This window comes from Kitasatospora sp. NPDC085879, assembly GCF_040686255.1.
GTDB lineage: Bacteria > Actinomycetota > Actinomycetes > Streptomycetales > Streptomycetaceae > Kitasatospora.
Map to the genome: position 1 here is coordinate 19007 of NZ_JBFBJZ010000067.1, position 20851 is coordinate 39857.

At 70.5% G+C, this 20851-nt stretch carries 16 protein-coding genes and 4 pseudogenes; 12 read left to right on the plus strand and 8 right to left on the minus strand.

Translation table 11 applies throughout. The features are described from left to right. The first annotated feature begins 242 nt into the window (after nt 1-242). Nucleotides 243-635 carry a hypothetical protein gene (locus AB0P35_RS34125; RefSeq protein WP_363518656.1) on the plus strand — a complete coding sequence of 131 codons (393 nt, stop codon included), beginning with the start codon at nt 243-245 and terminating at the stop codon, nt 633-635. Nucleotides 636-662: 27 nt separating this feature from the next. On the opposite strand, the pseudogene AB0P35_RS34130 reads toward AB0P35_RS34125, so the two are convergent. Further along, nucleotides 663-770 (minus strand): annotated as a pseudogene (locus AB0P35_RS34130) (IS630 family transposase); the annotation flags it as partial. A gap of 97 nt (nt 771-867) precedes the next feature. Between AB0P35_RS34130 and AB0P35_RS34135 the strand changes: the two are divergent. Further along, on the plus strand, nt 868-1308 hold the full coding sequence (locus tag AB0P35_RS34135; RefSeq protein ID WP_363518659.1) for a LysR substrate-binding domain-containing protein: 441 nt from the start codon (nt 868-870) through the stop codon (nt 1306-1308). A gap of 213 nt (nt 1309-1521) precedes the next feature. On the opposite strand, the gene AB0P35_RS34140 is transcribed toward AB0P35_RS34135, so the two are convergent. From AB0P35_RS34140 to AB0P35_RS34155, 4 genes are all read right to left on the minus strand, one after another. Beyond that, nucleotides 1522-2229, minus strand: coding sequence for an SDR family oxidoreductase (locus AB0P35_RS34140; protein WP_363518695.1), 708 nt, complete (start codon nt 2227-2229; stop codon nt 1522-1524). A 445-nt stretch (nt 2230-2674) separates the two neighbouring features. Then, nucleotides 2675-2995: a hypothetical protein gene (locus AB0P35_RS34145; protein WP_363518662.1), complete on the minus strand. Its 321-nt coding sequence runs from the start codon at nt 2993-2995 to the stop codon at nt 2675-2677. Next, on the minus strand, nt 2992-4452 hold the full coding sequence (locus tag AB0P35_RS34150; RefSeq protein ID WP_363518664.1) for a hypothetical protein: 1461 nt from the start codon (nt 4450-4452) through the stop codon (nt 2992-2994). Before AB0P35_RS34150 ends, AB0P35_RS34145 begins: the two co-directional genes overlap by 4 nt. Nucleotides 4453-5112: 660 nt before the next feature. Then, nucleotides 5113-5532, minus strand: coding sequence for a hypothetical protein (locus AB0P35_RS34155; RefSeq protein WP_363518667.1), 420 nt, complete (start codon nt 5530-5532; stop codon nt 5113-5115). 534 nt (nt 5533-6066) lie between these two features. Between AB0P35_RS34155 and AB0P35_RS34160 the strand changes: the two genes are divergently transcribed. The 4 genes from AB0P35_RS34160 to AB0P35_RS34175 all read left to right on the plus strand — a co-directional run bounded on the left by AB0P35_RS34160 (nt 6067) and on the right by AB0P35_RS34175 (nt 13057). After that, nucleotides 6067-6975, plus strand: coding sequence for a hypothetical protein (locus AB0P35_RS34160; protein ID WP_363518670.1), 909 nt, complete (start codon nt 6067-6069; stop codon nt 6973-6975). 22 nt (nt 6976-6997) lie between these two features. Then, on the plus strand, nt 6998-7396 hold the full coding sequence (locus AB0P35_RS34165; protein WP_363518673.1) for a hypothetical protein: 399 nt from the start codon (nt 6998-7000) through the stop codon (nt 7394-7396). Between the two features lie 66 nt (nt 7397-7462). Next, nucleotides 7463-8283, plus strand: a protein-coding gene (locus AB0P35_RS34170) for an IS5 family transposase (protein ID WP_363518698.1) whose coding sequence is annotated in 2 segments (ribosomal slippage) — nt 7463-7823 and nt 7823-8283 — 822 coding nt in all. Because the reading frame shifts where the segments join, the coding sequence is not laid out codon by codon here. 694 nt (nt 8284-8977) lie between these two features. After that, nucleotides 8978-13057 carry a Pls/PosA family non-ribosomal peptide synthetase gene (locus AB0P35_RS34175; RefSeq protein ID WP_363518676.1) on the plus strand — a complete coding sequence of 1360 codons (4080 nt, stop codon included), beginning with the start codon at nt 8978-8980 and terminating at the stop codon, nt 13055-13057. 100 nt (nt 13058-13157) lie between these two features. Here the strand turns inward: AB0P35_RS34175 and AB0P35_RS34180 are convergent, their stop codons facing one another. Next, on the minus strand, nt 13158-13295 hold the full coding sequence (locus AB0P35_RS34180) for a hypothetical protein (RefSeq protein WP_363518679.1): 138 nt from the start codon (nt 13293-13295) through the stop codon (nt 13158-13160). A gap of 529 nt (nt 13296-13824) precedes the next feature. Then, nucleotides 13825-14265 (minus strand): annotated as a pseudogene (locus AB0P35_RS34185) (transposase); the annotation flags it as partial. 337 nt (nt 14266-14602) lie between these two features. Between AB0P35_RS34185 and AB0P35_RS34190 the strand changes: the two are divergent. Continuing rightward, nucleotides 14603-15861: pseudogene (locus AB0P35_RS34190) on the plus strand (IS110 family transposase). A 33-nt stretch (nt 15862-15894) separates the two neighbouring features. Here the strand turns inward: AB0P35_RS34190 and AB0P35_RS34195 are convergent. Further along, nucleotides 15895-16050, minus strand: a pseudogene (locus tag AB0P35_RS34195) (IS5/IS1182 family transposase); the annotation flags it as partial. A 71-nt stretch (nt 16051-16121) separates the two neighbouring features. On the opposite strand from AB0P35_RS34195, the gene AB0P35_RS34200 reads away from it, so the two are divergent. From AB0P35_RS34200 to AB0P35_RS34220, 5 genes are all read left to right on the plus strand, one after another. Further along, a complete protein-coding gene (locus AB0P35_RS34200) occupies nt 16122-17087 on the plus strand; it encodes a hypothetical protein (RefSeq protein ID WP_363518681.1) in 966 nt (321 codons plus the stop codon). Nucleotides 17088-17153: 66 nt separating this feature from the next. Then, nucleotides 17154-17672, plus strand: a complete 519-nt coding sequence (locus AB0P35_RS34205) for a MarR family transcriptional regulator (RefSeq protein ID WP_363518683.1) — start codon at nt 17154-17156, stop codon at nt 17670-17672. Nucleotides 17673-17820: 148 nt separating this feature from the next. After that, complete coding sequence (locus AB0P35_RS34210; protein ID WP_363518686.1) at nt 17821-18285, plus strand: hypothetical protein; 465 nt, start codon at nt 17821-17823, stop codon at nt 18283-18285. A gap of 114 nt (nt 18286-18399) precedes the next feature. Then, entirely contained in the window at nt 18400-19254 is an 855-nt protein-coding gene (locus tag AB0P35_RS34215; RefSeq protein ID WP_363518689.1) for an NmrA family NAD(P)-binding protein, read from the plus strand. 365 nt (nt 19255-19619) lie between these two features. After that, entirely contained in the window at nt 19620-20108 is a 489-nt protein-coding gene (locus AB0P35_RS34220; RefSeq protein WP_363518692.1) for a hypothetical protein, read from the plus strand. Nucleotides 20109-20851 lie beyond the last annotated feature (743 nt).

The following is a 20851-nucleotide window of genomic DNA, read 5'->3' on the forward strand; positions in this document are numbered from 1 at the left end:
CGGCGCGGACGCGCCGCCGCGTCGACGCTTCCCGGCCCGGCCCGATCCGTGAACTGCTCGCCCTACCAGCACTCCTGCGAATCCGATGGCTGTACATCGCCGCGGTGACGGCCGCCGCCACCGCTCTACGCGGCAGTGCTGCTCACTGCGTCCCTATGCCCCCGCCAGGTTCCGCCCCTCTCGATGCGGCCACCAACCCGCCGTGCGGCTGACGGCAACGGGGGGAGGAGGCGGCCGACGACGTGGCGAACGCCGCCGCGCCGAAGGCGAGCGACCGCCTGCTCGCGGTCGCCGCCGACCGACCCGCGACACCGACAACGTCAGTCCCCACTCGGAAACGTCTGGCGGGTTTGAGTGTGTGCTGGCAGGATCACTTTGTGGATCTTTCCGAGGGCTTGACTGGCTGGACCGACTGGGACGGCGCCGCCTTCGAGGTGGGCCGCTCGCTGGGGATCTTTGGCGAGTCCGACACCTTCACGAAGGTCAAGTGGGTGTTCTGGTCTGACAATCCGTTGGGGAAAGCGCTCCATGAGGTACTTCTCCAGCTGGCCGCTGCGGGAGTGCTGGAACGACGGGAGGAGCCGGACGAGCAGTTCTTGTGGTCGGGCTATGACCTTCAGGTGGGTTCGACGTAGCGGCGTCCGCCCACCGGATGCCCGTCAGCCATGGAAGTAGGTGACTCCATGGGTGCGTTTGCAGGTCGCCGGCAGCCGGCCCGGCCGAGACTGCTCGGACCAGCCGGGGCCTCTCGTGGGACGGATGCCGAGTGGGCGCCGCGCCAGTTGCTTCGGGATGCCGCCGGAGGATCGGAGTCCCTGCAGGTCGGGGACTGGGATACTTCGAGCATGGATGCCGAACCGACAAGAAGTGGCAGCCGACCGGGTGCGACAACTGACCGTGCTCCTGGAAGAGCCCTACCGAGTACTGGTCGCCCGGGACAGCACGCTCGCAGAGCTTCCCGAGCTGGACTTCTCGGACCTCGCCGCCGTGGACTGGGTCTGCAGCCGCAACGAGAGCGAGGCCTCGGACCGCGTGCTGCGCCGCGTGTGCCGCTCGGTTGGATTCGACCCGCGGGTGCTGATGCGCACCGACGATCTGAACATGATTCACGGCCTCGTCGCCGAAGGGCTCGGGGCTACACTCACCACGGCGGCGGCAGTGGACAGCCGCTTCCCGGTCGAGCTGAGGCCTGCTGTCCAAGAACTGGGCCTGCGACGGACATCGTTCGTCCGGCGCACAGGCGCAGTCCCGGCGGTCGTCGACGAGCTGCAGCGCATTCTGATCAGTCACATCGCCGTCGGAGGGTGAACCTGCCGGTAGCCGGCTGTAGTCGTGTGCGAGGGACATGCTGGTCCAGGTCAGCCGCCTGGCGGGCAGCAGACTGACGACCCGCTACGACAAGGCCGCCACCATCTACCTCGCCGGACTCCACCTCGCCGCCATCTTCATCTGGTCAGCGAGGTGACCCGAAAAGGAAACGGCCCAGGCGGGGCCTTCACGGCGGCACCACTGGTTTTTCCTTTACCAGGCCAGGGGTTCGCCATTCCGGAAGAAGCCGCCGGTGGGACCGGAGTCGGGCAGGGTGGCAGCCCAGACGATGCTGGCGGCGCCTTGGTCGACGGGGCCGCCGCCCGGGCCGCCCATGTCGGTGGCGATCCATCCCGGACACACAGCGTTGACCAGAATCCGCTCGGCGCTCAGTTCGTCGGCGAGCTTGCGGGTCAGGGCGTTGAGGGCGGCCTTCGAGACTCCATAGGCAGGGGTGCCGCCGGACATGAGCTCCAGGGAGCCGGATTCGCTGGAGACGTTCACCACGCGGGGGTGGCGTGAACGGCGGAGCAGCGGCAAAAACGCCTGCGTGGTCCGCCAGGCGCCGAAGAGGTTGGTCTCCAGGGTCTGGCGGACCTCATCGAGGTCGGCGGAAGCGGCTCGACGCGCGGTGTCGTAGTTGATGGCCGCGTTGTTGACGAGGACATCGAGGCGCCCAAACTCCTCTTTCACGCGACGGGCGAGGGCACGGATGTCGTCGGCGTCGGTCACATCCAGGCGGCATGGCAGCAGCGTGCCGGGCACTCCGGGGGCCAAATCGGCGACGGCCCGTTCGGCGTCCTCCGGATGGCGGGCGGACAGCAGGACGGCGTGACCGAGTCCGGCGAGCTGGCGCGCGGTTTCGCGGCCGATGCCCCTGTTGCCGCCCGTGACCAGCGATACCGGTGCAGCGGTGCTGATGCTCTCTCCCCTTACGCGGACGATTCGCCTTCGGGCAGCACGTTATGCCGTCGCCCCGCGTATAGGGATCAGGCCCGAGGCGCAGACGAGCCGCGGCCTTGGACGTAGTCCTCACGGACCACCACGGCCAGACAGCAGCGTATCCCGGTCGAAGGCTGTATCAACAAGATCAAGCAGTGGCGCGGACCGGGTGAGGTCGACTCGGGGCGCCCTGCTGGTGTCTCCACCAGTGGGTTTCTCCGAGCCGCCTCCCGAACCCGGCGTGCCCGTCTCCGGGCACCGGGCTCTCCACAAGTCCCGCTTGGGGTCGTTCAGGTCTTCATGCCGCAGTGGGCCACGGGCTCGGGATGATTGTTCCCCGGTATCGGTATCTGGTCGTGCTTACCTTCGCCGGATTGAACAGTTCTCCCTCCTCCGTAAACCACCGGTAAGCAGCCTGCGACGGCTACCTCCCTCGTAGCCACCCCCTGCCCCGGGATTGTTCCTGCCAGTACGTGAGTGCCTGTTGGGTGGTCGCGAGGTCGGGATGGTTTGGGCGGAGGACACGCAGTTGCTCGTTCAGCAAGTCGGAGAGGAGAGCCACTGCGCCGCGAGGGTCGCCGGACTGGCCGCGCCAGCGGGCGAGGGCGGCGCGGGTGCGGAAGATTGCGGACCGGTCGATGTTGGTTACTACCGCGTACGGGTTGGACCACATGTCCCCGCCCTGGGCGATCTCGCGCTGCTCCAGGCGAAGTTGGTCGTTGAGCAGGTCGGTCAGGACAGTCACGGCCCCTCGTGCGTCGCCCGACTCGCCCAGCCAGTGGCCGAAGCTGAAACGGGTGTCGAAGGTGCCGGAGTTCTCCGGCCCGCACGTGCGGAACTGCTCGCTGACGAGCTGGCGGTACACGACCACTGCCCCGGCCGCGTCTCCCGCCTTTCCCTGCCACTCGGCGGCATCGCGGCGCAGAGTGAGTCGGGCGGGCCCGTCCGTCCGTCGACGGCCGCGATGTAGCCGTCATCGGCGAGCAGATCGCGATAGACGCGTGCGACGCCTCGCAGGTCACCGGTCTGTTCGAGCCAGTAGGCCAGGCGGTAGCGCAGCTCGGCGACCTCCTCGATCAGGCGGGTTCGCTGGGAGGGATACAGCTCGTACTCCGGGGCCAGCAGGGCGAGTTGATCGCCGATCATCCGACGGTACTCGGTGATCGCGGCGGTGAGGTCGCCGGATTCCGCCCGCAGCCGCGCGATCCGGCCACGCAGCTTCGTCACGGACTCGTGCCGGGCTCCCAGCCGGTCGGCCGTCGTCGGCAGCAGCGCTACGAAGTAGTCAAGTGCGGCCTGTGGTCGGCCGTCGTCCGCCAGCGTGTCGCCCACCCGGAGCACGAGATCGTGCAGCTCCTGACCGGTACTCCACCCGTACCGAAGCTCGGGCTCGCCGGCGCCCAGCATCATGGCCGGGGCATTGCGGGTCAGCGCCTCGACGTTGGAGCGCAGCACGTCCGGAGGGAAATCGAGGGCGCGCGAACGCAGGTGCGGCGCCCGATCCCTCGGGGGAACCAGGAAGAACGTCATCGAGTTCGCCTCGTCCGCCGACGCCCGGGACGCGACGAAGAGCAGGCTGGCGGCCACGTCGGCCAGCTCTGCGGCCCGGCTCGCGGGCACGCCCTCGCGGACGGCTCGCTGCACCACCGGGTGGACCCGCACCGACCGGTCCTGGTCCGTCGGGTCGTAGTCGAGCAGGCTCCACCGGTGCAGCAGCGCGAGCGTCTCGTCGGCGCGCTCGTCCGGCTCCGCGTCCGCTGCCGGGCGGTCGGTCCGCTGCCGGTCGAGGTACCTGACCGCAGCGATCAGCACGGCAGCCGGGATGCCGTCGGAAGCCAGCGGCGCCGCCAGTTCCAGCAGCATCCGCGCCGTCCCGACCGGCGCCAGGGCATCGGCGCGCTCCAGCGCGAGGTCCCAGGCGTATGGCAGTGGCAGGCTCTGCTCGTCCGGCAGTCCGCCCGGGTCAGGCACGAGGTTGGCCAGCCGCCGACCGTCGTCGCAGAGCATGCGGAGGTAGTCGGCGCAACTCAGACCGGTGCTGCCCAGGTAGGCGGCCGCCTGCGCGAGCGCGAGCGGCAGGTGCCCCAGCTCGTCGGCGAGCGCCTCCAGTTGCTCAGGCGGCTCGACCCGGCCGAACGCGGCGAGCACCGCCGTGAGGTAGCCGAAGGCCTCGGCGGAGCTGAACGACGGCACGGTGACCACCTGTCGGCCAAGCCCCTCGCGGGCCAAGTCCCGGCGCCAGGTGGTGACCAGGGTCTGCCCCACGGGTTGGTCCGGCGGCCAGAGTCCGCGCAGGTCGTCGGGGTCGACCAGACCGTCCAGGACGATCAGCCAGCGAACCGTCGCCCCGGCCCCGCCCGGCCGGAGCCAGGCGAGGAACTCCTGCGCACCCTGCTCCGGATCTGCCGGGTCGCCACCGGTGATCTCGGCGATGGCCTGGTGTAGGCGGTCAGGATCGCCGCGCGGCTGCCGGCGGTCACCCAGACCAGCAGACCGAGTTGCCCGGCCTGCCAGGCAGTGCGGGCCTCGTTCGCGGCAAGCTGAGACTTGCCGGCCCCAGCGGAGCCGACCAGTATCCGGCAGCGCGCAGGAGCGTCGGGAGTATCGACAACGGCCCGGCGCTGGAAGCAGTGCGCGGTGTTTGGGACCGCCCCGACCTGGTGCGGCCAGGCGACCGGGGCATGTCGGCCGGCGTAGTAGGCCACCTGGTCGGCGTGGCCGACGGCGAAGCTGTGGTTGCTCGCCTGAACCCCTGTGAGCGGCGGCGGTGGCGAGGTTTGTGACGGGCTTGGCCTGGCCGGTCCGTTCAGCCCGTGGACGGATCCGGCACCTGAGGGTGTCCGATCTGCACACCCCCATGGATCACACCGCGGCGACCGAGCCTTCCTGAGCGCTGATGTGCACGTTTCCGCCGACCGCGGTCCCGCCGTCCCCCGCCGACACCTGGGCCTTGGCCGCGCTCGCAGCCAGCAGCTCGCGCAGCGCCGCGCCGGCGCGTTCGCGCTCGTCCTCCGGCAGGTCCTCCAGGAACGCCTCGAACCGGGCCTGCCAGGATGCCTCCTGGCGGATCCGGAGCCGCTCCAGCTGCTCGCCCTCAGCTGCCGCGAGCTCGGCGGCAGTGCGACCCAGCCGCTCCAGCTCGGCACTCTCACGCTGGGTGTTCCCCCGCCCGAACCAGGCGGCCACCCGGCCTCGGACACCCTCCCAGGCCTCGGTCCCCGCCGCGGTCATCACCGCCGTCCCACCGGACATGGCCAGCGCGGTCGGCGCCTCGGACAGCATGCGCAATCCCCCCTTGTCGACAACCGTGACCCCGACCGTACCGCGAGCCGGGCGCCGTGCCCAGGCGGATATTCACGTGGCCGCGGAGGCGATCAACGAGAAATGACTAGCCGTCAGCAATACATGCCAAGTCGTCACCCTGGCGCGCCGAAGTCAGTAACCAGCACCCCGACCAGGCATTCCGAGTCCGCGACCTGCACGAACTTCTCGGCAAGCCCACCAGTGACCCGGCCCTGAACGTCACCCGCAGCCGCCTCGGGCGCCTCACCCGCCAAGGCTTGCTCACCCAGCCCGGACGAGGCCGCTATCAGAAACGGACTTGACGCCCTCTCAGCTGTCCCTTTCGCGTCACGTGCCGCCTCCTGGACCCGGTTCGGGCGAACCGGTCCCTCTCCCGGGCCGCTTCGCGGCGCCCCGAGCCGAGGTGCGCGGGAAGGGGTGTGAGCGCGGATTTTCCGGAAACCCGGCTTCCGGCGGCAGTTGGCGATCTACATTCACACATGGGCAACTCGGCCCAATGAGGGGATGGTGTCTGTGGGAGCCGTCGACGATGAGCACGGCACGGTGAAGGCGGCAATCGCGTGGTTGGAGCGCAGGCTCCCCGACGCCAGGGCACGCCGCGAACGCCTGGAGCGCGAACTCGCCGAAGCTGTCCGCGAGGAGCAGGCCCTCCATGGCGCGCTGGATGGCCTGCGCGCACTGACCTCCGCATGGACCGGCGAACCGGTGGGGGACCTGGACGTGGCAGCTCTGCCGCCGGCCGTCGTGCCTCAGCCCGACGGGCCCGACAAGATCGCCCCGGCGCCGGGCGCCGCCGCGCCCGGTCACATCGGTGAGGGAAGGCTGGCCCCGGCGACCGCCGAAGCCGAAAGCGAACACCCGGCGCCCGCCGCCGCGGAGGACGAGCCCGCGACCGCCCCCACTGGGGAACAGCGCGGCGGCACAGTGTCGGAACCCGCGAAGCGCACAGTGGCCAGGAAGGCTCCGGCCCAAAAGAGCACCGCCACGAAGACCACCGCTCGGAAGACCACTGCGAAGGCTGCGGCTGGCAAGCCGGCCCGAGGCGTAAAGCAGGACACGGGCGAGCGAAGTGCCGCCCGGGATACGGCCAAGGCCGCCGGACCGAAGCCGGCGGCGCCGAAGACGGCGAAGACGGCGAAGCCGACCCGTGCGGCAAAAGAGTCCGGCACCGCGGCGCGGACGCGGGTCGCGGAGCCCGACCCCGCGCCCGCACGATCGCGCCGTAGCCGGACCAGTTCCGACAGCGTGCTGAAGGCACTTGCGGCGGCAGCCCGACCGCTGCGCGCCCGGGACGTTGTCGATGCTCTGGGTCTGGAATCGGAGGCCACCAACGCGATGCGCACCACGCTCGAACGGCTGGCCAAGACGGGCCAGGCGCGCAAGGTCGCTCGCGGCACCTACACCACGGCCGACACGGCCTGACAGCCAGAACGGGGGAGCGGTGGTGGGCGGGAGCAACCCGCTGGGAGACCTGCGGCAGGAGCTGGGGATAGGCCGAGCTCTGCTCGCGCGGCACACAGGTATCGCTCCCGCCCAGGTCCGGGACGCCGAGCAGGGGCGCACGCCCGTGATCCCCGCGGAGATCCTGGCGTGGGCCGCCCGCCGCGGCGTCGATGCCGTCGACCTCGACCGCCGGTTCCGCGTCCGGCAGGCCGGCGCGCAGCAGCGGCAGGCGGTCACGGCCCTGTTCGACAGGGCCTTCAAGCACCAGCGGCTCCGGACCGCGTCCCGAAGCCTGCGCGCCGAGCCGGCCGGCACGGTTTTCCGGGACTCTGTTGCCCGGAGTCGCTCCAGTCTCCACTGCCGGGTGCAGGGCGGCGAAGAACGCTCTCCCGGCTGCTGATGGCTTAAGAGGTCCTAACAGAAGTCGTCCTGTTGTGTGACTGTCGGCTGGTCTGCTCGTTGGTCCATCCGTGGGAAGAGGGAGTCGCGTCCGTGGATTGTGTCGGACGAACTGTGGGGGCTGATTGAGCCGTTGCTGCCTGAGCCGGGTCCGAAGCTGAAGCCGGGGCGGCCTCGTGTGCCGGACCGGCAGGCGCTGTGCGGGATCCTGTTCGTGCTGCACACCGGCATCCAGTGGGAGTACCTGCCGCAGGAGCTCGGCTTCGGCTCGGGCATGACCTGCTGGCGGCGCCTGGCGGCCTGGAGCGAGGCCGGCGTGTGGGACCGGCTCCACCTGGTCCTGCTGCGAAAGCTTCGGTCCGCCCGGCAGCTCGACTGGTCGCGGGCGGTGATCGACTCCAGCCACGTCCGGGCCGCCCGACGGGGCCCAAAAGTGGACCGAGCCCGGTCGACCGCGCACGGCCGGGCAGCAAGCACCACGTCCTCGTCGACGGCCAGGGCGTCCCGCTCGCGGTGTCACTGACCGGCGGCAATCGCAACGACCTCACACAACTCCTGCCCCTGCTGGCCAAGATCCTATCGGTTGCCGGACTCGTCGGCCGGCCACGTCGCCGCCCGAACGTCCTGCTGGCTGACCGGGGCTACGACCACGACAAGTACCGGCGGCTCGTGTGGAAGCAGGGCATCAAGCCGGTGATCGCCCGTCGAGGGGTGCCCCATGGATCAGGTCTCGGTGTCCACCGCTGGGTGGTCGAGCGCACGATCGCCTGGCTCCACGGCTTCCGTCGCCTCCGCATCCGCTGGGAGCGACGCGACGACATCCACGAGGCATTCCTCAAGCTGGCCTGCTGCGTGATCACCTACCGGCGTGTCCGCGCTTTGTGTTAGCTCCTCCATGATCAGTCCGGCCCCGATCCCCCGCAGTCCGATGGCCCCAGCACCGCATCGAATATCAGCATCGCGGTCTCCTCGCGCCCACCAGCGCGCGCTCCGACCGTCGCCGGGCCGACCGGTACAACCGGAACGGCTGATACCACGCAACGCCTGCCGGAGCGCCGCTGGAACGCCTCTCACATCCTCCATTTACGCGCTCTGTACCAAACGGTCGAATACCCCTTCGCCCACACAGCCCACGCCCTGCTCGGCGACGTTCCGCCAATCGGCCGAACACAATTTCACCCTACCGGCGGCACAACTTACCGAAGCTTTATCGCCGATTCACCTGGCCTCCATCCACGGCCGGGACCGGCCGTACACTGAACCTGCACGAGAAATGCGTACACCCATTCGGATTCCCGCGCCGGTAGCCCGCCTCGCGGCGCAGTACTCTCATTATTTGGCGGCCGTCACCTGCGGATTCGGCCCGACGTCGCGCATGGCCGCAAACCTCGCACAGCACTTTCGAGACTGCGGATGAGAATTTCCCTTGACCTAGCCTGTCTCGCATCCACTCGCTGCTGGAGCACGCCATGGTGAATGGGAACGTAATCACCCCGAGATCGTCACGCACCCTCATTCCCGTGCGGGGGAGTGCCCTACCCGCGTCGTACTCGGCAGTACGCGGAATCGAGGAAGTGACCTTATGGAGACACGCGAGAACCCGGTGGGTGTGAACACGCTGAGCCGACCCTCGCCGGGCCCCGGCGTCGGTTGGCCGGTGGCCGCGGCGCCGGAGGCCCGCAGCCTGTTCGACATCATCTCCGCCACCGCCGACGCCCATCCGGACGCGCCGGCGCTGGACGCCGGTGGCACGGTGCTCGACTACCGCGCGCTGCTGCGCGCCGTTGACGAGTTCGCCGAGCGGCTGACCGGCCACGGCATCGGCACCGGCGACCGGGTCGGCATCCGGGCGCCCTCCGGCACCGCCGACCTCTACGTCGCCATCCTGGCCGCGCTGCGCGTCGGGGCCGCGTACGTACCGGTGGACGCAGACGACCCGGACGAGCGGGCCGCACTGATCTGGCAGGATGCGCAGGTGAGTGCCGTGGTCGGGGCGAACGGGCAGCTCGCCCCCGGCACGTGGCCGGCCTCCGGCGCCGTCCCGGGCCCCCTCCCGGCCCCGCCGACCCCGGCCGACGACGCGTGGATCATCTTCACCTCCGGCACCACCGGCCGCCCCAAGGGCGTCGCCGTCACCCACCGCAACGCCGCCGCCTTCGTCGACGCCGAGGCCCGACTCTTCCTGCGCGAGCGCCCGCTCGGCCCCGGCGACCGGGTACTGGCCGGTCTGTCCGTCGCCTTCGACGCCTCCTGCGAGGAGATGTGGCTGGCCTGGCGGCACGGCGCCTGCCTCGTCCCCGCTCCCCGCTCCCTGGTGAAGGCCGGCACCGACCTCGGCCCCTGGCTGGTGGAACGCGGGATCACCGTCATCTCCACCGTCCCCACCCTCCTCGCGCTCTGGCCCGAGGAGTGCCTGGACGCCGTCCGGCTGGTGATCGTCGGCGGCGAGGCCTGCCCGGCCGACCTGGTCGAGCGCCTGGCCGCCCCGCACCGGGAGTTCTGGAACACGTACGGGCCCACCGAGACGACCGTGGTGGCCACCGCCGCCCGGCTGCTTCCCGGGCAGCCGGTGCGGATCGGCGCCCCGCTGGACGGCTGGGAGATCGCCGTCGTGGACGCAGCGGGCCGGCCGGTCGGCTGGCACGAGACCGGCGAGCTACTGATCGGCGGAGTCGGCACCGCGCGCTACCTGGAGGCGGCCAAGGACGCCGAGAAGTTCACCGCCAATCCGCACCTGCGCTCCGAACGCGTCTACCGCAGCGGCGACCTGGTGCGCAACGAACCCGCGGGCCTGATCTTCGCCGGCCGCGCCGACGAGCAGGTCAAGCTAGCTGGCCGGCGGATCGAGCTCGGCGAGGTCGACGCCGCGCTCCAGGCGCTGCCGGACGTCCGGGCCGCCGCCGCGGCCGTGCGGACCACCCCGGCCGGCGGCCAGCTGCTGGTCGGCTACCTCGTGCCGCAGGCCGACACCGAGCTCGACCTCGTCGCTGCCCGCGCCACCCTGCTCGAACGGCTGCCGCAGTCGCTGATACCCGTCCTGGCCGTGCTGGACGAGCTGCCCACCCGCACCTCCGGCAAGGTCGACCGGGCCGCCCTGCCCTGGCCGCTCACCACCGGCCCGCAGCCGGGCACCAGCCCGCGCCCCGCCAGCACCGCTGGCTGGCTCACCGAGCAGTGGGAAGCCCTGCTCGGCCTGCCGGTCGGCGCCAACGGGGACTTCTTCGCCCTCGGCGGCACCAGCCTGGCCGCGGCGAAACTGGTCTCCGCGCTGCGCGCCCGCTACCCTGGCGTCTCCGTCGCGGACCTCTACGCCCACCCCACACTGCTCGATCTCGCCGCCCGGCTCGACGAGTTCGACACCGGGCCGCGCGAGCACCGCCAGGTGCGCCGCACCCCGCTGCGCGCGGGCGTCTGGCAGACGCTCGTGCTGGCCGCGCTGTTCACCGTCGTCGGGCTGCGCTGGGTGCTCACCCTCGCCGCGCTCGACAACCTGACCGGCGGCACCCTGCGGCGGGCCCCGCACACCCCCTGGTGGCTGATCATCACCGGCCTGCTGCTGCTCTCCAGCGCCCCCGGTCGCCTGCTGCTCGGCAGCGCCGCCGCCCGGCTGCTCACCGCCGGCCTCAGGCCCGGCAGCTACCCGCGCGGCGGCGCCGTGCACCTGCGCCTGTGGGCGGCCGAGCGCATGGCCACCGCCTTCGGCGTGGCCGGCCTGACCGGCACCCCCTGGGCCCGGCACTACGCACGGGCCCTCGGCTGCAAGGTCGGCAAGGGAGTCGATCTGCACACCCTCCCGCCGGTGACGGGCCTCGCCCGGCTCGGCGCGGACTGCAGCGTCGAACCCGAAGTCGACCTCGCCGGCTGGTGGTTGGACGGTGACGTGCTGCGCCTCGGCGCGATAGAGATCGGCGAGGGCGCCCGCGTCGGCACTCGGTCCACCCTCATGCCCGGCGCGCGCGTCGGCGCCGCCGCCGACGTCGCCCCCGGCAGCTGCGTCCTCGGCACCGTGCCCGCCGGCGGGCACTGGCACGGCTCCCCGGCCCGCCCCAGCACCGAACCGCGCCCCGACTGGCCCGCGCCGCACCGCCACCACTACCGCCGCTGGGACCTCGCCTACGGTGCGGGGCTGCTGGTACTCGGCCTGCTGCCCGTACTCTCCTCCCTCCCCGCGCTCGCCCTCCTCTACCCGCTGATCGACACCGACCCCACCCTCGGCGCCGCGCTGATCCAACTCCTACCCACCACCGTGCTGTTGATCGCCATCACGCTCACCTGCTACGCCACGCTGCTGGCCCTGCTGATCCGCGTCCTCAGCCGTCCAATCCGCCCGGGCTTCCACCCGGCACAGGGCAGGGTGGCCTGGTGCGTGTGGGCCGTCAGCCGACTGTCCGACACCGCGCGCCGCTCGCTCTTCCCGTTCTACGCAAGCCTGTTAACGCCCGCCTGGCTGCGCCTGCTCGGCGCCAAGGTGGGCCGCCGCGTCGAGGCCTCCACCGTGCTGGCGCTGCCCGGGCTGATGCGGGTGGAGGACGGAGCGTTCCTCGCGGACGACACGCTGATCGCGCCGTTCGAGGTACGCGGCGGCTGGCTGCGCATCGCACCCGCGTGGGTCGGGCGGCGCTCGTTCGTCGGGAACTCCGGCATCGTCGGCCCCGGCCGCACCCTCCCCGACGACGCGCTGGTCGGCGTCCTCTCCGACGCCCCCGCGCACAGCGAGCCCGGCTCCTCCTGGCTGGGCCGCCCCGGCATCGCCCTGCCCCGGGTGGCGGACACCGTCGAGGAGAGCCGCACCTACGACCCGCCCCGGCGGCTGGTGTTCGCCCGGGCCGCCGTCGAGCTCTGCCGCTTCATCCCGCTGGTCATCACCGCCGTGCTCGCCGACCTCGTCTTCGGCGCGCTCCAGACCCTGCGCGACCAGGACGGCCTCGCCCCCACGCTGGCTGGCGCCGGGCTGGTGATGGCCGGTGCCTCGCTCGCCGCCTGCCTGCTCACCACCCTCGCGAAGTGGCTGCTGGTCGGCCGCTTCAAGGCCGCCGAACACCCGCTCTGGTCCAGCTTCGTGTGGCGCAACGAGCTCTACGACACCTTCGTCGAGGAGCTCGCCGTGCCCTGGGGCGGCCAGATCCTGCTCGGCACCCCGTACCTCAACCTCTGGCTGCGCAGCCTCGGCGCCAACATCGGCCGCGGCGTGTGGTGCGAGACGTACTGGCTTCCCGAGAGCGACCTGGTCACCGTGGAGGAGGGTGCGAACGTCAACCGCGGCACGGTGCTGCAGACCCACCTGTTCCACGACCGGGTCATGCGTCTGGACGCCGTCAGGCTCCAGGCCGGCGCCACCGCCGGTCCGCACTCGATCGTTCTGCCGGGTACCACCGTAGGACCGGGCACCACGATCGGTCCGGCCTCGCTCGTCATGCGCGGCGAGGAGGTCCCCGACGGCACCCGCTGGCTTGGCAACCCGATCGCCGTCTGGCCCACCGAGCACGCCGAACCCGCGGATCCCCGCCCTCGCCGCCTGCCTGGGCCTGATCGCGGCCGCGGTCGCGATGGCCGGCCGCTCCGCCTATACCCTGGTGCGCGCCATCAGCCCGGGCATCGCCGCCGCCACCGGCGACGCGATCACCGCCGCCCTGCTCAAGTCCGCCACCGGGACGTTCTCTGACCACGGCGCGGCGGCCTTCCTTACTGCGTGGCAGACCTACGGCTTCGCCCTCACCGGCATCGCCACCGTCCCGCTGCTGGAGAACGCCCTGCAGGCCGGCTCACTCGCCGCGTCCCAACCCGCCCTCACCATCGGCGATGCCGCGCTGAGCCTCGCGCTCGGCGTCGGCCTGTTCGGCGAGACCATCCGCGCCGGTGGTTCCTCGTCGGCGACCCGAGCCCGGCAGCAGCGACGACATGGCGCTCCTGCTGCTGCACCGCGCAGCCGAACCCGGCGCCCACGCCACCAGGCAGATGACCCAGCGCGTCCACCAGGCAGATCCGCAAGGGCTGGTGGTGACCCGGGCCATGTTCCGCCGGGCCCTCGCGGCATGGGGCGCGTCCGACCTCCTGTCCGTCGTCGAACCCACTGCGGACGGACTGATCACCGACGCCCTGGTCCGCACTTACCGGGGGCGCACGGCCCACCATCGAACGACGAGCGGAAACCACCCCCTGCATTCGTCTGGAGATCCAGGACCGCTCCGGCGTCCCGCCGCGCCGCCGGGCCCCCGGCGGCACCGCCACCTCCGGCCGCGGCCTGCTGCTGGTGGACGCCCTCAGCGGGAGCCGGGGCGTGGAGCCGCTCGGCAGCGGCAAGGACGTCCGGTGCGAATTCCCACTGGCGCGGTGACCCTCCGATGGCAGTTCATCTGTGCGACCGCTGCAACCGGCTGCGTCACCTCGGGCCCGGGCCATTAACTGGGCGTTTCGTCCCCGGTTTTGAGGTCATGTTCCGCGCCAGGTCGGGGTGCTCTCGCCGGTGAGTCGGCGGGTCATGAGGCCGATCATCGCGACGTGGATCATGGCTTCGGAGCGGGCCGGTAGGGCTTCGTAGTCGCGCGCGAGGCGGCGGTGGTTCATGAGCCATCCGAAGCTGCGCTCGACGACCCAGCGGCGGGGCTGGACGACGAATCCCCTGGTCGCGGGGTTGCGGCGGACGATTTCGACGTCGATGCCCAGGGTGGCGCCGTGTTCGGCAACGGCGTTCTTGTAGCCCATGTCGGCCCAGGCCTTGCGAAGCGTGGGGTGCTCGGCGGCGACCGCGGTCAGCAGCTGCCGGCCCGCGGTGCCGTCCTGGACGCTCGCGGCGGTGACGAGGACCACGAGCAGGAGGCCGAGGGTGTCGGTGACGATGCTCCGCTTGCGGCCGACGATCTAATGGGCGGCAGTTGGCACAGCTGAAGCCCTGTTCGTCGCCGGCCGCCGGCGCCAGCACAACGTCCTCCGACGATCCGGGCCCATGAGCCCTCAAAGAAGACCGACGTGTGCTGACGCTCGCCACCGGCGACGACGGCCATCCCTTGATGACCGATGATGATCATGGTTCAAGCCTCCTGCGTGGACCACCTCCTACCTGATCGGGAGCCATCAGCCCCGTTCGAGACTGAGGGCCCCGCAGGTCGCTGGGGTCATGAACGGCTAATCGGATGTCGGGCCACCGAGCCCTTCCATTAGAGAGACGCGTGCCCTGCACGGCTTTGACCAGCTAAAACGCAGGAAGCAGATGAGAGAGCTGGAGCAAGTGAGAGTGTTCTGCGGCATCGACTGGGCCAGCGACCACCACGACATAGCCGTCGTGGACGAATCGGGTGCGCTCAAGGCCCGGGCCCGCATCGACGACAGCGTCGACGGCCTGAACGAGCTTCTCCAGATGCTCGCCGAACACGGCGACACAGCGGAGAACCCCGTCCCGGTGGCCATCGAGACCTCGCACGGCCTCCTGGTCGCTGCGTTGCGTGCGACCGGCCGCCCCGTGTACGCGATCAACCCTATGGCCGCGGCGCGCTACCGCGAACGCCGGACCGTCGCACGCAAGAAGTCGGACCACCTCGACGCCCTGGTGTTGGCGAACATCCTCCGCACCGACGCCGACGCCCACCGGCAGCTGCCCGCCGACAGCGAGCTCGTCCAGGCCGTCGCCGTGCTCGCCCGTGCTCAGCAGAACGCGGTCTGGGACCGCACCCAGGCCGGCAACAAGCTGACGTCGCACCTGCGCGAGTACTTCCCCGGCTTCCTGGCCGCCGTGAGCCACCGACGCGAAGGGATCTTTCACCCGATCGCCCGAGTCCTCCTCGCCGCGGCACCGACCCCGCAGCAGGCCGCCAAGCTCACCCGCGCCCAGCTGCGGGCCCTACTGAAGAAGGCCGGCCGCAAGAACACGATCGACGCCGAGGCCGAGCGTCTCCATACCGCGCTCCGAGCGCCACGGATGCGCCAACTCCCCTTGGTGGAAGAGGCCATGGGCCGTCAGACGCTCGCGCTCCTGCGTCAGCTGGACGCTGCCTGCACCAGCGCAGACGACCTCGCCGAAGCCACAACCGAGGCCTTCGAGGAACACCCAGACGCTGAGATCATCACCAGCTTCCCCGGCTCGGCCCCCTCAGCGGCGCCCGGATCCTGGCCGAGATCGGCGACGACCGCTCCCGTTTCGCCGACGCCAGGGGCATGAAGGCATATGCAGGCGCGGCCCCCATCACCAGGGCCTCCGGCAGGAGCACGGTGGTCATGGCCCGCAGGGTCAAGAACCAGCGGCTGGCTGGAGTCGGCTACATGTGGGCCTTCTCGGCGCTGGCCCACTCAACCGGAGCCAGGGCCCTCTACGACCGCCGCCGCGAAGCCGGCGACCGGCACACCGCCGCCCAGCGCAACCTCTTCAACCGCATGATCGGCTGCCTCCACCACTGCCTCACCCGGCGCACGCACTTCAACGAGGACATCGCCTTCCCCGCGCCGCGAGAAGTCGAGCTGTCCCTGGCGGCTTGACGACTCTTCCGCATCGGATGTCTTCTTGCCGACGTCGACGCCCTGGCTCGCGGTGGGGACGTTGGTGGAGGTCTTGACGCTCTGCGAGTCGAGAATGCACGCCGTCGGCTCGGGATCGCGGCCTTCAGCAGTGCGGGCCAGGCGCCGCAGGAGGCCGTTGAGCTGCTCGAACAATCCTTCCTTCTGCCATCGGGGGCGAAGTAGGCTCCTTCCACGAACTCCAGCCCTGGCGGGCAGCAGTTCACCTGGAAGAACTCCTGATGGCCAGCGGCGTCCTGCCCGCCGTCGACAAGTACATCTGCTCCTTCCAGCGATGGCTGCCCGGCCACCTGGCCGACATCACCGATCCCGAACACGTCAAGACGATCAAGCTCTTCGCGACCCGGCACGTCCTGCTACGAGCCGACCGGAGCCACATCACACCGAGCATCCGCCGCTTCGCAGCCGGGCAGATCAAGCACGCGACCACCTTCCTGCAGTGGCTCAGCACCCGGGACAGCACCCTCTCGTCCTGCGGCCAGCTCGACATCGACGTCTGGTTCGCGGACAACACCGAGCACGGCCGCACCTGCCTGAAGCCCTTCCTCAACTGGGCCAGGAAGAGCCGCCAATGTCCACACTCCCTGTCCATCCCCACTATGAAGATCTCCAGGCGACCCGCACTGAGCGAGGACGAGCGCCTGGCCGCACTCGGCCGACTGCTGACCGACACAGACACCCCGATGCGCCTCCGTGTCGCCGGCGTCATCGTCCTCCACTACGCGCAACCCCTGACCCGGATCGTCCAGCTGACGGTCGACGACGTGCTCCACGACGGAGAGACCACGCTTCTGCGTCTCGGGGAGCCCACCTCTTCTCCCGTCCCCGAACCAGCGGCAGCCCTGCTACTGGCATACGTCGCGGACCGCGACAACATGAACACCGCCACCAACCAGGCATCCCGCTGGCTCTTCCCCGGCCGCCGGGCCGGACGGCCGGCCCGTCCCGACCACATGTCCTCACGACTGCGCGAGATCGGCATCCCGGTCGCAGCCGCCCGCGGCGCCGCCATCCGGCAACAACTCCTCGAACCGCCCGCCCCCGTCGTCGCGGACGCCCTCGGCTACCACGACAAGACCACCAGCCGCCTCCTCAGAGAAAGCGGCGGGACCTGGAGCCGATACGCCGCTGGCGACCACAGCAGGTCACCAGTGGGCTGGGCTCCCAAGGGAACCCGCGACAGTTGAATACGAGAGCCCACCAGTAATCGGGGTGCCTTGACAGGCAAAGTGATTAGCCGCCATATTATGTGCATGACGAGGGATGATATCGATGGCGAGGCACCCACGCTGGACCAGGCCAGACGGCAGGTCGAGCACTACGGCCTGGAGGTCGATCCGCAGGCGGTGCTGGTCGCGGTGCGGCTGATCTCGGCAGGCGCGAGGGTCGGCCGGGCGGCCGAGGCGCACTTTGCCAAGTTCGGCCTGTCGACGGGGCGCTACCGCCTGCTCGCCGACCTCGAAGACCACGGCGGAGAGAAATCCCCCTCACGCCTTGCACTCGACCTCGATGTCTCCAGGGCCACGGTCACCGGCCTGCTAGATGGCCTTGAGCGAGCGGGCCTGATCGCCCGCCGCCCGTCCACAGAGGACGGCCGGGGCACGGTGGCCGTCCTGACCGCGCGCGGTGCGCAGCGCCTGCGTGACATGGCGTCCGAGCATTTCAGGCGGCTGGAGGCGATGGTGGGCGGGCTTTCCGTCGAGGAGCGTGCGATGTTCCTGGATCTGCTCGCCCGCGTGGTGCGCGGCAGTGCAGCCCTAGCCGCTGACTGACCCGGCTCTCAGCCGGTTTGGCCCCGCCCTCCGGGTAGGGCCCTTTTTACGAGGCAATAGTTAGTTGCCTAATCAACTTGGCCGAGTAAGCCTGACGCTCCCCACCGCAACCTTTCGCTTCCCTTGCGCGAACGAGAAAGAGGCCAACGTGCCCGCAACGAAGGACAGAACCAGCCGAAATCGGGCAGCCTCCCGGCCGTTCACCCTGTGGCGCGAGGTACTGACCGCCTACGCCGCCCCCGCGCTGATGGCCGGTACCGCCGGAGTCGTCACCGGGCAGCAGGACCTGGCCGTGGCCGCCTGCACCTCCATCGCCGGCACCTCCGCCGTGGTGGCGTTCCTGGTCGGCACCTGGCTGCGGCACGGCGGGCAGCCCCGACGGTGGACCACCACCACGCCGCGCGTCGCCCTGACCGCGGCACTCGTCATCACCGCCGTCGGCGCGGCAGCCCTGCTGGGATGGTTCACCGCCCAATGGCTACCCGCCCACACCCCGATCCCCGCCACCCCGTGGCTGGAGCGCCTGCGCATCGACCTGCCCGTCTCCGCAGCCCTCGCCACCATCATCGTCACCCTGCGCTGGCGCAGCACCGCCGCAGCATCCCCGACATAGCCCACCCCGGCACCGGGCCCACCCACCCCACGAGCCCAAGCCCGACCGAGCCCACCCCCGGCAGCACCCGCCGCCGGGAAGTCACCAAGGAATGAGCACACGATGATCGTTGTCATGGGAGCGACCGGAGCAACCGGGAACGCCCTGCTCCACAGTCTCCTCACACTCGGTACACCCGTCCGCACACTGACTCGCACCCCGCACAGACCGATCCCCGGCATAACCGGCGCACACCAACCGCCCGTCGAGGTCCAGTACGCCGACGCCACCGACCCCCACTCCATGCGCACCGCCTTCAAGGGTGCCAGCCAGCTCTTCCTCACCATGGCCAACAGCCCCGCACAGGTCGAACTCGAAACCCGTGTCATCGACATCGCCGCCCACACGGGCATCGGACACATCGTCAAGATCTCCGCACCCGCCGCCGAACCCGACTCCCCGGTCGCCATCTCCCGCGGACACCACGCCGTCGAGGAACACCTGCGCGCCAGCGGCCTCACCCATACCATCTTGCGCCCCTACGCGTTCATGCAAAACCTCCTGCGCCTGGCCCCCACCGTCGCCCAGGGCATCATCCTCGGCACGATGGGCGACGCGCCCTGCAACTACATCGACTGCCGCGACATCGGCGACGTCGCCGCCGCTGCCCTCACCAGGCCCGACATCGCCGGCGGCACCTACGCCCTGACCGGACCCGAAGCCGTCGCCTACCCCGAACTCGCGTCACGACTGACCACCCTGACCGGCAACCAGATCCGCTACGTCAACCTCACCCCGGACGGACTGCGCGACAACCTCATCCACAACGCCCATATGCCAACCTGGCTTGCCGACCACGTGACGGAGATCCAGCAACTCGCCATCGCCCGACCCGAAACCCCCACCACCACTGTCACCGACATCCTCGGCCGCCGGCCCCGCACCGTCAACGCCTTCCTGCGCGAACACCACGCCCACTTCCGCCGATAAGACGCCGCTCACGCCTGGCCACGAAACCGCGAACCGTCCCGTCACACAAGGCAGATGATCAGACATCGCCTCGGTGGTGGGCGAAGCGGGTGAATCTCCGCACGGCCGGGCGCACGTGGAGCCGATACGCCGCTGGAGATCACACACGGTCACCGTCCGGTTGGGATCAGCGGAGAACTGGTGACAGTTGAATACGAGAGCCCACCAGTACCGAGGCCGGGATTCTGGCGGTAGGGGTCACGGGCTCTCGTTTAGTGGCTGTTGTCTTTCCGGGGTTGAGGGCTGTGTTTCCGCTGGTCAGGCATAGGGTCGGTGATCTTCGGGAGTGGTGACGTATCGAGTCGTCGCTCTGGTGGAGGTCGGGGATGCCGTCGGTCGTGGGGCTGCTGGAAGAGCGCGAGCTGACCGCTCGCCGTCGCCTGGACGAGCTGCGGGAGGAGGCCGACCGCATTCAGGCCGAGCTGGTCGTGGCCGAGCGGGAGTGGAACGAGTGGGTCATCGCCCGTTCACGCGTCGACGAGGTCCTGTCCCCAGGCGAAGGAGACGCCGCCGCCCCGGATGTCGCCGAGGAGCCATCGGACCGCGGTGAACCGCCGCTGCCGTCGGCGTCTTCGGAGGCGGCGAAGCTGAAGTCGGTGGTGCCGATGTGGCGTGAGGGGCTGGCCTGGTCGGCGCTGCCGGTGGACTACCAGCGGATCCTGCAGGCTCTCGCCGATCGCAAGCGGCTCGGTCGAGGTCCGCTGACGTGTCAGGAGATGGCCGCCTGTTTCGGTCTGGACCCGGTGCCGGGGAAATCGATCAGACTCCTTTACAAGGCAGGACCCACAAGAAACGAGCCCTGCCACAAAGTCTGACGCGCGACAGTTCAACCACGCGCCGAGACCGACGTGGACCGTCTCGGTGCTCTCCTGGCCGCCGGGGCCGGCCACCGTGACCTCCAGTGGTTCCTTGTGCGGGCGCGGGACCCGCACATGGCCCTGCCCGCTCGACGAGCGCGGCGAGCGCGGCCAGACCCGGCTGGAAGCGGTCCGCACGGGACTCTTCGGCTTCGCCTCCGCCGCGGCCTTCGCCGCACCAGCTCGGCGTCCGGCTCGATGCCGATCGCCGCCAGCAGGTCCCCCTGGTCCGCCTCCAGACCGGGCCCGCTGGCCCGCTGCGCCACGACCCAGCGGCCGAGCTGCTCACCCTCGAACACGCGGGGATCTCTCCGGGCCGAGAGGCTTGGCGAGGAAGGATGCGTCGTCGACCCCGCGCTCGCGGGGATCTCTCCACCGACATCGGCGCCGTGCACGGCTTCGGCTGGTCGACCCCGCGCTCGCGGGGATCTCTCAGCACCAAGCCGAGCAGGGCCGCCTACTCCGTGCCGCGATGCGGATCATCCGCGCGCAGTCGAGGACGCTCCGCCGGGCCGGCCTGCTGGACGAGGTGATACCGCAGGCTCTGATCCCGTACAGCATCGACTGAGATACCACCGCCCCCGCCCGGTCGACTTGAGTTCTAGGTGTACTGACCATGGAGGTTGGTGACGGGGTTCACGGTCTGGTGATCTTGAAATGAGTGAGGGCCTTCTGGCTCGGTGTGGATTGCGACATCTGCA

Coding starts and splice junctions, on each gene's coding strand:
- AB0P35_RS34155 (WP_363518667.1), bottom strand. CDS start 5,532: ATGCTGTCCGAGGCGCCGACCGCGCTGGCCATGTCCGGTGGGACGGCG.
- AB0P35_RS34175 (WP_363518676.1), top strand. CDS start 8,978: ATGGAGACACGCGAGAACCCGGTGGGTGTGAACACGCTGAGCCGACCC.
- AB0P35_RS34180 (WP_363518679.1), bottom strand. CDS start 13,295: ATGTCGTCGCTGCTGCCGGGCTCGGGTCGCCGACGAGGAACCACCGGC.
- AB0P35_RS34200 (WP_363518681.1), top strand. CDS start 16,122: ATGGCCAGCGGCGTCCTGCCCGCCGTCGACAAGTACATCTGCTCCTTC.
- AB0P35_RS34205 (WP_363518683.1), top strand. CDS start 17,154: ATGACGAGGGATGATATCGATGGCGAGGCACCCACGCTGGACCAGGCC.
- AB0P35_RS34215 (WP_363518689.1), top strand. CDS start 18,400: ATGGGAGCGACCGGAGCAACCGGGAACGCCCTGCTCCACAGTCTCCTC.
- AB0P35_RS34220 (WP_363518692.1), top strand. CDS start 19,620: ATGCCGTCGGTCGTGGGGCTGCTGGAAGAGCGCGAGCTGACCGCTCGC.